This is a genomic window from Sediminispirochaeta bajacaliforniensis DSM 16054 (genome assembly GCF_000378205.1).
Lineage (GTDB): Bacteria > Spirochaetota > Spirochaetia > DSM-16054 > Sediminispirochaetaceae > Sediminispirochaeta > Sediminispirochaeta bajacaliforniensis.
Genome location: NZ_KB899413.1, coordinates 142,134 through 154,260, shown reverse-complemented (window position 1 = coordinate 154,260; position 12,127 = coordinate 142,134). Strand labels below are relative to the sequence as shown.

Below are 12,127 nucleotides of genomic sequence, written 5' to 3'. Positions count from 1 at the left end.
AGAGTATGGGCCTTTTTAGCAGCATCAACGTGGCGGCCACCGGCATGAGCGCCCAGCGCTTACGTCTGGATGTGGTGAGCGATAATATTGCCAATGCAAGCACGGCGAGAACCCCCGAAGGGGGACCCTTCAGACGCAGTCGGGTCATCTTTCGATCACGTAACAGCCAGCCTTACTGGCGAAGTCCTTTCCTTCCCACCGCCCTTGATAATGGCGTGGGACGAGGAGTTCGGGTTGCTTCCGTTCAAAAGGATATGGATGCGAAGCCCAAGCTGGTCTACGATCCGACCCATCCCGATGCCATTCAGACAGGTCCGAAGAAGGGGTATGTTGAAATGCCCAATGTCAATATTGTGGAGGAGATGGTGGACATGATGAGTGCCAGCCGCTCCTATGAGGCGAATGTGGCCGTGGTGAACGGAAGCAAGGCAATGTTCATGCGGGCCCTCGAGATCGGGAGGTAATAGATGAGTGCGATTACAGGAGCCGCCGTCGGTGATATCGTCAGGCTGGCAAAAACCAACCCCTCGCATCTTTCCGGGATCGTGCACGCCAATGAGGAGAAAGTCGATGCTCCCATGGTTGGGCAGGATTTCGGCTCCCTGGTGGAAAAGGCCCTTACCGGGGCCAGTAACCAGGAGCAGGAGGCCAATGCCCTTGCCCAGCAGTTTATTACCGATCCTGATAGTGTGGATGTTCACGATGTCACCATCGCCATGGGAAAGGCGAATATGGCGGTATCGATGACCAAGAGTGTTGTTGACGAAGCCTTGAAAGCGTATCGTGAGATTATAAACCTGAGATAGTAATCGGTTTTGTGCTCTCAACGGGGAAGAGAGCGCATAATCGTCAGAGGATATGGGAGGGGACATGAACGAATGGTTGAAAAAGAGTATCGACCAATTGAAGACCTTATGGGGAAAGTGGTCGATGGTTCAAAAACTTATTCTCGCAGCGGTGGTAGTGGTGGCCGTGGTGGGAATTGTGCTTATGTTGCATGTCAGTGCGACACCGAGCATGGTGCCTTTGATAACGGCGCCCATTACAGACCAGGATAAGCTGGACAAGATTAGTGTTCGTCTCGATGAAGAAGGGGTTGAACATAAAATAACCGCCGAGGGATTGATCCTTGTTCCCGATAAGCGTACGGCCCAGCGAATGGTATCGATTTTGGCCCGGGAAGATTTAATCCCTGCAGATACCTCTCCCTGGGATATCTTTAAGATGGACCGCTGGACCCTTACGGACTTCGAACGGAATGTAAACCTCAGGCGGGCCATTACCGAAAACCTCGAACAGCATATAGAAGCACTTGAGGATGTGGACAATGCGCAGGTAACCCTGGTTTTACCCGAAGACAAGCTTTTTCAGGAGGACCAAAATCCTGTTACCGCCTCGGTCATTATTACCCCCAGACCAGGCTCCGATATCACCCAAAGCCGATCCAAAATTGAAGGAATCGTAAAACTGGTACGCCTGGCTGTTGAAGGTTTGGAGGATGAAAACATCGTTATTAGCGACCAGCGTGGTGTTGTTCTGAACGATTTTGCCGACATGGCCGATTTTGATCGTCTGGAACTTTCGAAGCGACAGCTTGATCAAAAGCAGCGGCTTGAATCTACTTACAAGAATCAGATCTTCAAAGAGATGAGTCAGATATTCGGCCCCGATCGTGTCAGCATCCTCAAGGTCGATATCGATCTCGACTTCCGAAAGGAGACGGTCTCCACCGAAGAACATTTTCCCGTTACAACCGTGGAGGATAATCCCAATACCCCCTACAACGAGCGCGAATATGTGCTCTCCATTCCCCGTTCCAGTGAGATTGTCAAGGAGGAATTTAAGGGAACCGGATTCAATCCCGAGGGGCCTCCTGGACAGGAAGGGCAAACCCCTCCCGCCTACAAGGACATGAATAACCTCGTGGGAAACTACAGCAAGAATTCCGAAATCGTTAATCAGGAAGTCAATACGAGGAATATCGTCGAAGAGAAGAGCCCGTGGACCATTCGACGCATCACCGTCGGTGTGGCCGTCGACGGGGTGTGGCGTTGGAGCTACAATGAAAACGGAACGGTGAAGCTGGATACCGACGGTTCCATCGTGCGTGAATACACACCGGTCTCCGACGATGACTTGAAAAAGGCCCAGACCCTCATCGAACACGCGGTCGGCTTCAACAAGGAGCGGGGCGATTCCGTTACCGTTCAGCACATTCAGTTCGACCGTTCCGGTCAGTTCGCCCAGGAAGACGAACATTTTCGGGCCCAGAAACGGCTGCAGCAGGCGATCCTCTACTCGATTATCGGCCTCGCCGTCATCATCGTCGCCTTTATTGTGTTCAGGCTGATCAGCAGGGAACTTGAGCGGCGAAGAAGACTTCGGGAAGAAGAGCTTGCCCGTCAGCATCAGATGATGCGGGAAGCGGCCCTGCGGAATGCGGAAGAGGAAGAGATGGAAGTGGCCATGTCGGTGGAAGAGCGGGCTCGTATGGAGATGCAGGAAAACGCCATCAATATGGCGCGGGAGCATCCGGAGGATGTCGCTCAGCTGATACGGACCTGGTTGGCGGAGGAGTAGCGTATGGCAAAACAGAGCGGGGGGCAGGCCGCCGCTGCCGGCGGGAAAAAGATCAAGAAAGAGCTTTCGGGACGGCAGAAAGCTGCTATTTTCCTCGTAACCCTCGGTTCGGAGATTTCCGCCGAGATCTTCAAGCATATGCGGGAGGACGAGATCGAAACCCTCACCTTCGAGATCGCACGGCTTGATAATGTGGATTCCGAGGATAGGGATAGGGTCCTGATGGAGTTCAAGGAGCTTATGATGGCTCAGGACTTCATCACTTCCGGTGGTATAGACTATGCTCGGGAACTTTTGGAAAAAAGCCTCGGCAGCCAAAAGGCGGTGGATATTATCAACCGCCTCACCAGCAGTCTACAGGTACGTCCCTTCGATTTTATCAGACGTACCGATCCTGCGCACCTGATGAACTTCATCCAGCAGGAGCATCCCCAGACCATTGCCTTGATTCTTGCCTACCTGGAACCGGCAAAGGCTTCGGCGATTCTCGGAAGCCTTTCCCACGAACTCCAGTCCGATGTTGCCAAGCGAATCGCCACCATGGACAGAACCAGCCCCGAGACCTTACGTGAGGTGGAACGGGTGCTCGAGAAAAAGCTTTCGACCCTTTCCAGTGAGGATTTTACCGCTGCCGGTGGTGTTGAGAACATTGTTGAAATCATCAACCTCGTGGACCGTACCACCGAGAAGGCGATCATCGAATCCCTTGAGGAAGAGGACCCCGAGCTGGCCGAAGAGATCAAAAAGCGAATGTTTGTCTTCGAGGATATCGTTCTTCTCGACGACCGGGCGATCCAGAAGGTTCTCAGGGAAGTGGATACCGCCGAGCTTGCAAAGGCCTTGCGCGGCGTGGAAGCGGAGGTCCAGGACAAGATCTTCCGGAACATGTCCAAGCGAGCATCCGCACTTCTCAAGGAAGAGATGGAATACATGGGACCGATCAGGCTCAAGGATGTGGAAGAGACCCAGCAGAAGATTGTCGCCATCATCAGGAAACTCGAAGATCAGGGAGAAATTGTTGTGGCCCGTTCCGGCGAAGACGAGATGGTCGTCTGATTTCGCGGGAGATAGGACCGGGAGGATATCGATTTGGCCAAGAATGTGTTTCGTTCCCAGGAGGTCGCAACCTTACAGGATAAGGTTGTGCTGCAAACTCCTTTCCAGCCCATGATCGAGGAAGAGATTCCTGCGGCGGTGGAGGAGTATACCGGACCTACCGCCGATGATCTGCGACGGGAAGCCGAGCTTTTCCGGCAAAACTGGGAGCAGGAAAAGCAGCACATGATGGAAAGCGCCGAACAAGAGGCGAAGCAAATCGTTTCCGACGCCGAGGAGAGGGCTTTTGCCGAGGTAAAACAAAAAGGTGACGAGGCGCGCAAAACAATCCAGGATGCGGAAGAGGATGCTCGCCGTATCTTGGAGGATGCCCACCGCCAGGCCGAACAGACGACCGAAGATGCCGATGCTGCGGCCTCCGCGGTTCGGGAGGACGCACGAAAAGAGGGTTTTGATGAAGGAAGACAGGCTGGATACGATGAGGGGCTTGAAGATGCCCACCGTCTTGCCGAACAGCTTCAGCGGGTTCTCGACAAGGCCATCGAGAAGCGGACCGCCATCATCGAAGAATCGGAGACCCAGATCATCGAACTTGTTTTAATGATCGCCCGGAAGGTCGTGAAGGTGATCAGCGAAAACCAGAAAAACGTGGTCGTCAATAACGTCATCCAGGCCTTGAGAAAGCTTAAAAGCCGGGGAGAGGTCCTTGTCAGGGTCAACCTCGAGGATGTGGAACTTGCCAGTGACCGTATCAAGGATTTTATCCGTATGGTTGAGAATGTACGGGCCGTTACCGTTGTCGAGGATTCCACCGTGGATCGGGGGGGCTGTGTTATCGAGACCGATTTCGGTGAAATCGATGCCAGGATCTCCAGTCAGCTGAAAGAGATTGAGGATAGAATTCTGGAGCTGGCTCCCATACGCAGTCGTACGAATGAGGAGCTGGAGGTATGACCGCTCTTTTTCAGAAATATACCGATGTTCTGGAACGAATGGATCCGATCAAGGAGATCGGTACCGTCCGTGAGGTCAAGGGCTTGCTTGTGGAGAGCCACGGGCCCCAGGTCGTTGTCGGAGAATTGTGTCAGATCCTTACCTCTGGAGGGGAACCGGTATGGGCCGAGGTCGTCGGTTTTCGGGACAGAACCGTTCAGCTGATGCCCTTCGAATCAATGGATGGAATCGAGCCTGGTTCCCAGGTCGTGGCGATGGGTGAAACCCTTTCGGTTCCCGTTTCCGAAAAGATGCTTGGGAGGGTCCTTGATGCCATGGGCCGCCCCATTGACGGAAAGGGGCCGGTCGGCGGGGCTGAGAGTGTCTCCACCGTCAATACCCCTCCAAATGTGCTGACTCGCAAGCCAATCAAGCGTCAGATGGTCACCGGGGTCCGGGCGGTCGACACCATGACCCCTATCGGCAAGGGACAGCGTATCGGTATCTTCTCGGGAAGTGGAGTGGGAAAATCGACCCTTTTGGGGATGATCGCGCGCAACACCTCGGCCGATATCAATGTCATCGCCCTCATCGGGGAACGAGGACGGGAGGTACAGGAGTTTATCGAATACGACCTCGGGCCTGAAGGGCTTGAGCGTTCCATTCTCGTTGTCTCCACCGGTGATACCTCCCCTTTGAGCCGACTTCGCGGGGCCTTTGTGGCTACCACCATAGCCGAGCATTTTCGTGACAAGGGTGCGGATGTCATGCTGTTGTTTGATTCGGTTACCCGCTTTGCCAGAGCTCAGCGGGAGATCGGGCTTGCGGTCGGAGAACCTCCCGCCACCAGGGGCTACACGCCCTCCGTTTTTTCCACCCTTCCGAAGCTACTTGAGCGCTGTGGGACAGGAGAGCGGGGAACTATTACCGGTTTTTATACCATCCTTGTGGAGGGCGACGATATGGATGAGCCGGTTGCCGACGCCGTTCGTGGTATTCTGGATGGACATATCGTCTTGAGCAGAAAGCTGGCCCAGGCGTATCGTTATCCTGCCATTGATGTGCTTGCCAGTTTGAGTCGTCTCGGAACGAAGATCACCTCTCCTTTGGTCCAGAAGGCCTCAGGAAAGCTGAGATCGCTTCTTGCGGTCTATACCGACGCCGAGGACCTGATCAATGTCGGGGCCTATGCCGAAGGCAGCAATTCCGCCATCGACGAGGCGATAGAAAAGATCGATGCAATTCGTGAATTCCTGGGGCAAGGTATTACCGAAGCGGCACCGATCAGAGAAACCATAGCCCGTATGGGAGAGATTGCGGGAATTCCTATTCCTGAAGAGGAGCTGGACGCATATGAAACGGTTTCAATTCGCGCTTGAATCTATCCTGGAGCTTCGCCAATGGGAGGAGCGACAGAAGGAAATCAATCTTGGAAAGATTATTGGAGAATGTGTTACCGTCAGGCGTCAGATCGAAGAGCGTACCATGCAGGAGCGACAAAGTTTTCTCGACAGACGAGAGGGCTTCGATCTTGAGGAGCTTCTGGAGATTGAGCATTTCGGTCGTCGCATGCGATGTGAGCGACAGGAGCTTTCCATCAGACTGGAAGATCTCGAGGCAAAACGGGCTGAGGCTCAACATGAATTCCTTGAGGCTTCCCGTAAACGCAAGGTCCTGGAGAAACTGAAAGAACGGAAGGCCGAAATTCATAGAAAGCAGGAGCTGGCCGTGCAGCAGAGGAGCCTCGACGAGATTGGTTCTTCTTTGTCGGTACGAGTAAGGCAAGGGAGGTAATTTGTGGCATCAGCGGCACAAACCGGAGCACGAATCTTTGTATTGGTTCTTCTCATCATAGTCCTGATCTTCTCCGGACTGCTTTGGTTCGATTATCTCGGTCTGATTCAGGTGAAACCGCTTTTTGCACCGGTCCTGCATATGGTGGGGGTGGATGTTCCTGAAGAGCCTCCCGAAGCACAAAATCTGGACACCCTTATGCTCGAGAAGGAGCGTCTTGCCAAGCAGCTTGAGGCTCTCGATATTAGGGATGAAGAGCTCGATCGGCGGGAGAGTGGCCTTGATACCAGGGAAGCTGAGATCGAGCAAAAACTGGAAGTGCTTCAGGAACGGGAAAATGGCCTGAAAGAACAAGAAAATTCGTTTAACCAAAGGCTTAAACTGTACGAAAATAAAAGAGCGAACCTGCGACAGGCAGCCCAATATTACGTCGGTATGCCGCCTCAGCAGGCCGTCGACCGTCTTTTGGAGATGGACGACCAGGATGTGATCGATATTCTTCGGACGGTAGAGGAGATAGCCCAGGAAAGTGGTGAAGCTTCCACCGTCTCCTACTGGCTGAGCCTGATGCCTGCGGATCGTGCCGCTGTCCTGAGCAGAAAAATGATCGTAAAGCCCTGACCGACGTCGGGTATGGAGGAAACGTGATTCCAATGATGGCGATTTCGGAAAAGAGTACCGGAGTCGATCTTTCTACTGCATCCGGAGTCAAAGAGGTTCGCTCTTCTGAGGAAGAGGGGGCGAATTTCGGGAGCTATTTCGATCGTATCACTGCCGCAAAAGAAGAAAAAGTAGAGGAAAAAAAGAGATCAGAAGCGGCTCCTGTCGAAGCAAAAGGAAGCCCGAAAACGGGAGAACCAAAACGGAAAGAGAAGCCGAATGAGTTGCCCGAAAACACGGGGAGTAAAAAGCTCTCTTCGAAGCATAAATGCGATGAGGAAGCCGTCGAAGAAAGTAAGAAAAAGCGTTCTGAAAAGTCCGAAAAAAAAGATTCTTCCGGGGACCTCAATAGTATAGGGCTTCATCTTCTTAAAGCGGATACCGATAAAAAGGCCCATGCCCCGGCAAAGAATGATCTTTCCGACACGGTGAAAAAAACAGCTGATAATTCCTCAAAAGAAGGCAAAATGGTGCAGGAAAAGGCTGAACGTCTCCACCTTGCCCAGGAAAACGAAAAAGGCGCAAAGCTTCGGATCGTAGATCTGCGAAAGCATGGCGGCCAGCACGAGAGAATGCTATCTGCGGAGGCGGCTTCGAAGAAAAAGCACGATGCTAAGGCGCTTGCAAAAAAGAATGCGGAACACAGCACCGTTATAAAGGAATCGGCACTTGTCCCCGGAAAAAAGGTGAAGCAGCAGGCGAAAGGCGAAAAATCAACTTCTGCTTTGGAAAAACAGAAGTTGACTTCTACGACGAAACCGACAGCGCTTGTAAAAGAGAAAACAGAGGGGATGAAGGATCGGATGAACAGCATGGTCCATACATCCCATGATGCGGCGGATGCCGGCAAGACAGGCGATACTCTATCGGCTAAGGGCGACGGCGGTGAACATAATCAGGTTATGCATGTCCATCTATCTCCCCAGAGCGACGGGACGGCAAGGGGAGGAGCTCAAAATGTCGAGCGTTCTGCCCAACTCCTTTCTTCGCGGTTACAGCAGGACCTTTCCGGAAAGATTGTAAAGCAGGCTTCGATTGTCGTCAAAAGCGACAGTGCCGGTGAGATCCGTCTCATTCTCCATCCAGAAAATCTTGGAAGCGTGAGGATTCGGCTTCAATTGGAAGATAACCATATAGCCGGGAGAATTTTTGTCGACAATACAAGTGTACGGGACGCCTTTGAAGCAAGCCTGCGACAGTTGGAACGGAACTTTGAGGCAAACGGTTTTGAATCGGCGAAGCTGAATGTTTTTGTCGGTGGCGACCAGGCCAGGGGCGATGCCTCTTCCGAACAGGCCCAAACGCCGGCTTTTCACGGAAACCGTTTTTCTGCGGTAGAGGCGATGGATGCGAACATAGCGTCGGCGGATCAATACAATGTCGGCGAAGAGAATTTGATAAACCTGGTCGTGTGACCGGGAGGAGGAAGGTTGATGGATTTTAGCACGGTCATGTCGGGACAGGACCAGCTGAAGGTGCAGATGCAGGTTGATTCCCTGAATAAATCCCTTGCGGAAGGGAAGGGGCTCAATCAGTCTCTGGGCAAAGATGATTTTCTCAAGCTTTTGCTTACACAGCTTCAGTATCAGGACCCGACCAAGCCGATGGAAGACAAGGAGTTTATTGCTCAAATGGCTCAGTTTTCCTCCCTTGAGCAGATGAATAACCTTTCCCAGCAGTTCGTTTCCGTCAAGAATACCTTGGGACGAAATGCTGCTTATGATCTGATTGGCAGACAGGTTGATATCCTTCAGGGTGATCAGAAAATTCACGGGACCGTGGAGGCTGTTTCGGGTAAGGACTATCCCCAACTGCTGGTGAACGGGACCTATTATGACTACGATTCGGTTGAGACAGTGAGCAACAAGGAGGCTTCCAGATGATGCGATCACTTTATGCCGGTGTTTCCGGCCTGCAGAACCATCAGACCAGGATGGACGTCATCGGAAATAATATATCGAATGTAAATACCATTGGTTTTAAAAAAGGACGGGTCAACTTTCAGGATCTTTTGAGTCAGACCATGTCCGGGGCAGCCAGACCTACCGACGAGGTCGGCGGTGTCAACCCGAAGCAGGTCGGTCTGGGGATGAATGTGGCCTCCATCGATACGGTCCACACCCAGGGGTCTCTTCAGACTACCGGTATCATGACCGATATCGCCATTCAGGGTGACGGCTTTTTTATTGAACGTTCCGGCGATAAAGAGTTCTACACCAGGGCCGGAGCCTTTGGTCTTGATGAAAACGGTACGCTGGTTAATCCCGCAAACGGCCTTAGGGTCCAGGGCTGGATGGCACAGGATGTCGATGGACGGACCTTCATAAATACCGCTACCGATGTGGAAGACCTTGTTATTCCTGTAGGGAGCAAGGACCCTGCACGCGCCACCGGTGAAGTCGATCTTGCTTGTAACTTGGATAAACGTACTCCCTTGATTCCTGCCGGTGCCGGTGCCGCGGATGTCGCCCAAGGTACCTGGAGTATCGACAAGACCATCTACGACAGTTTCGGTGAAGAGCATACCCTCCGTATTAATTTTACCCGTGTAGCGGGTACGGAGAATCAGTGGCAGGGCTCTGTTACCGTTGATCCCGATGCCGAAACTCCCACCAACACCCAAGTTGATATTGGCGAAGCCAACAACGATACCAACACCTTTGTGGTGGAGTTTGATAATCTCGGAACCCTCCAGGCTGCCGTCGACGGTCAGGGCGACAGAATCGATAACGGAACCCTCCAGGTGAATGTCGCCTTCGATGTCGCCGGAGCAACGCCCGAGGCCGGGGCTCCGGTTCGTCAGGACATGGTTCTCAATCTTGGAGATGTAGGAAGCGTCGTCGACACCATTACCCAGTTTGCCGAAAAGAGTTCGACCAAGGCCTTCAAGCAGGACGGCTACGGCATGGGGTATCTCGAAAGCTTCAAGATTGATCAGAGTGGCGTCATTACCGGGGTTTACTCCAACGGTGCGAACAGAACCTTGGGGCAGGTGGCCCTTGCCAGTTTTACCAATCCCGGAGGCCTGGAGAAGGCCGGCGAGAGCACCTTTGTCGTGTCGAACAACTCCGGTGAGGCGCGTATCGGAGAATCAGGCGTGGCGGGAAAAGGTAAGCTGATTGCGGGGGCCCTTGAGATGAGCAACGTGGACCTTGCTGAACAGTTTACCGATATGATCGTGACTCAGCGTGGTTTTCAGGCAAACAGCAGGACCATAACCACCAGCGATCAGATGCTTCAGGAGCTTCTGACGCTCAAACGCTAATAGGATACTATGAATAGGAGCCGATCTGGATGATCAAGGTGACCCAGCTGAACGGAAAAGAGTTTTTTGTTAACCCTCATCAGATAGAGTCGATGGAAGCGGTGCCCGACACGGTGCTGACCATGCTTTCGGGAAAACGTCTGATCCTTCGTGAAACTGCGGATGTCGTCATTGATCGAATCGTCGAATACCGGCGTCTCATCGGCTCCTTTGGCAACGAGGAGTAGGGAATGGATATAGCTACAATAGGCGGATTGATCCTCGGTGTGGCGATGGTCGCCATGGGAATCATCATCGGCGGCGTCGGTGTCGGCATCTACATTGATATTCCTTCTATCTTGATCGTCCTTGGCGGTTCCTTTGCCGGTTTGATGGTCTCGAACCCCCTTCCCAGGATTCTCGGAGTCATGAAGTATGTCCGTCACGCCATTCAAGTCCCCAACTACGAGGTCGAGAAAACGATCACCACCCTGGTAAACTTTTCGGAGCGGGCACGCCGAGAGGGCTTGCTTGCCCTGGAGGATGATATCGAAGAGGTGGAGGATGAGTTTCTCAAAAACGGTATACAGCTGGTGGTCGACGGGACGGATCCCGAACTGATAAAGTCCATCCTCTACAACGATGTGGGACAGCTGGAGGAACGCCATGCAGTCGGTATCAAGATATTTGATGACTGGGGTGCCCTGACTCCCGCCTTCGGAATGATCGGAACTCTGATCGGGCTTATCGCCATGCTTGCCAACCTCGACGATCCTGATGCTATCGGTTCCGGTATGGCGACCGCCCTTATCACTACGTTGTACGGTTCATTCCTGGCCAACCTTCTGTTCATTCCCTTTAAGAATAAGCTCGAAGACAGAGACAAGGCGGAACGACTGAGCAGGGATATCATGATCGAGGGAATCCTCTCCATACAGGCCGGGGACAACCCTAATATTCTCAAGTACAAATTGATCTCCTTCCTTGAGCCGGCAAAGAGAAAAGAGATGCTTGACGTGATGATGCAGGAGTAACGGGGTATACTATGGCAGATGGGCCGAAAAAAAAGAAGAAGAAATGTCCCACAGGTTCTCCGGCGTGGATGAACACCTATGGGGACATGGTAACGCTTCTTCTTACGTTTTTCGTCATGCTTTACACTACCTCGACCCCGGACGATTCAAAGATGAATTTGATCCTGGCCGCCTTCAGCGGTCTGGGAATGTATACCGGCGGTCAGACCCTTCAGGAGGGAAAGCTGGCCGAACTCGGAAACATGATCATGTCCCTTCCCTCGACCAATCGTGGGCGGGCTCTGGACGAGGCGAGGCGCAAGGCAATAAGCCAGTTTGAGCCGGAGATCAAAAGTCAGAAGGTCCGGGTACAGCAGGATGAGCGGGGATTGATCATAACCCTTGCCTCCGATGCTTTTTTTAAGCCGGCCAGTGCCGAGGTTCAGATCGAGGAGAGCCGCGAGACCCTTCAGAAGCTTTCGGCTCTGCTGCGATCCATGCCGGGCAGGAAGTTCCGAATAGAGGGGCATACCGATTCGACCCCTACCGACCCCACCGGCCCATGGCCGACCAATTGGGAGCTTTCGACGGATCGGGCAACCAATGTTCTGCACTATTTGGTTGATTTCGGCGTAACCGAGAATCAGTTTCAGGTGGCGGGGTTCGCAGATACGGTCCCCCTCGCTTCGGAGACTACCGAGGAAGGAAAGGCCTATAATCGGAGGGTCGATATCATTATACTCTCCGATGGACACCTTTGATCCTTCCGAGGATATAAGTTGGTGAAAGCGGGGTTTGCAATAATCCCGCTTCTCTGGTAAAATTTTCCTGATATGAGCTTCAGGAG

Annotated in this window: 14 protein-coding genes; all 14 read left to right on the top strand. The window is 52.8% G+C overall.

The window, feature by feature from the left end; genetic code table 11:
- Nucleotides 1-5: 5 nt before the first annotated feature.
- A complete protein-coding gene (gene flgC, locus F459_RS0109420) occupies nucleotides 6-464 on the top strand; it encodes a flagellar basal body rod protein FlgC (protein ID WP_020612484.1) in 459 nt (152 codons plus the stop codon).
- Between the two features lie 3 nt (nucleotides 465-467).
- Nucleotides 468-806 (top strand): flagellar hook-basal body complex protein FliE, encoded by a 339-nt coding sequence (gene fliE / locus F459_RS0109415; RefSeq protein WP_013254152.1) that lies wholly within the window; start codon nucleotides 468-470, stop codon nucleotides 804-806.
- Nucleotides 807-870: 64 nt separating this feature from the next.
- Entirely contained in the window at nucleotides 871-2,580 is a 1,710-nt protein-coding gene (gene fliF, locus F459_RS0109410; RefSeq protein WP_026294977.1) for a flagellar basal-body MS-ring/collar protein FliF, read from the top strand.
- A 3-nt stretch (nucleotides 2,581-2,583) separates the two neighbouring features.
- A complete protein-coding gene (gene fliG / locus F459_RS0109405; RefSeq protein WP_013254154.1) occupies nucleotides 2,584-3,636 on the top strand; it encodes a flagellar motor switch protein FliG in 1,053 nt (350 codons plus the stop codon).
- A gap of 33 nt (nucleotides 3,637-3,669) precedes the next feature.
- The gene (gene fliH, locus F459_RS0109400) at nucleotides 3,670-4,590 is read left to right on the top strand and encodes a flagellar assembly protein FliH (RefSeq protein WP_020612482.1); all 921 of its coding nucleotides are present in this window, start codon (nucleotides 3,670-3,672) and stop codon (nucleotides 4,588-4,590) included.
- Nucleotides 4,587-5,948 carry a FliI/YscN family ATPase gene (locus F459_RS0109395; protein ID WP_020612481.1) on the top strand — a complete coding sequence of 454 codons (1,362 nt, stop codon included), beginning with the start codon at nucleotides 4,587-4,589 and terminating at the stop codon, nucleotides 5,946-5,948. The genes fliH and F459_RS0109395 overlap by 4 nt, the downstream gene beginning before the upstream one ends.
- Nucleotides 5,923-6,363: a flagellar export protein FliJ gene (gene fliJ / locus F459_RS0109390; protein WP_020612480.1), complete on the top strand. Its 441-nt coding sequence runs from the start codon at nucleotides 5,923-5,925 to the stop codon at nucleotides 6,361-6,363. Before F459_RS0109395 ends, fliJ begins: the two co-directional genes overlap by 26 nt.
- Before the next feature lie 3 nt (nucleotides 6,364-6,366).
- Nucleotides 6,367-6,984 (top strand): periplasmic-type flagellar collar protein FlbB, encoded by a 618-nt coding sequence (locus tag F459_RS0109385; RefSeq protein WP_020612479.1) that lies wholly within the window; start codon nucleotides 6,367-6,369, stop codon nucleotides 6,982-6,984.
- 32 nt (nucleotides 6,985-7,016) lie between these two features.
- The gene (locus F459_RS0109380; RefSeq protein WP_020612478.1) at nucleotides 7,017-8,438 is read left to right on the top strand and encodes a flagellar hook-length control protein FliK; all 1,422 of its coding nucleotides are present in this window, start codon (nucleotides 7,017-7,019) and stop codon (nucleotides 8,436-8,438) included.
- Nucleotides 8,439-8,456: 18 nt separating this feature from the next.
- On the top strand, nucleotides 8,457-8,906 hold the full coding sequence (gene flgD / locus F459_RS0109375; RefSeq protein WP_020612477.1) for a flagellar hook assembly protein FlgD: 450 nt from the start codon (nucleotides 8,457-8,459) through the stop codon (nucleotides 8,904-8,906).
- The gene (flgE, locus tag F459_RS0109370; protein WP_020612476.1) at nucleotides 8,903-10,288 is read left to right on the top strand and encodes a flagellar hook protein FlgE; all 1,386 of its coding nucleotides are present in this window, start codon (nucleotides 8,903-8,905) and stop codon (nucleotides 10,286-10,288) included. The genes flgD and flgE overlap by 4 nt, the downstream gene beginning before the upstream one ends.
- Before the next feature lie 29 nt (nucleotides 10,289-10,317).
- Complete coding sequence (locus F459_RS0109365) at nucleotides 10,318-10,515, top strand: flagellar FlbD family protein (protein ID WP_013254162.1); 198 nt, start codon at nucleotides 10,318-10,320, stop codon at nucleotides 10,513-10,515.
- Nucleotides 10,516-10,518: 3 nt separating this feature from the next.
- Entirely contained in the window at nucleotides 10,519-11,301 is a 783-nt protein-coding gene (locus F459_RS0109360) for a motility protein A (RefSeq protein WP_020612475.1), read from the top strand.
- Nucleotides 11,302-11,312: 11 nt separating this feature from the next.
- Nucleotides 11,313-12,041 (top strand): flagellar motor protein MotB, encoded by a 729-nt coding sequence (gene motB / locus F459_RS0109355; protein ID WP_020612474.1) that lies wholly within the window; start codon nucleotides 11,313-11,315, stop codon nucleotides 12,039-12,041.
- Nucleotides 12,042-12,127: the final 86 nt, after the last annotated feature.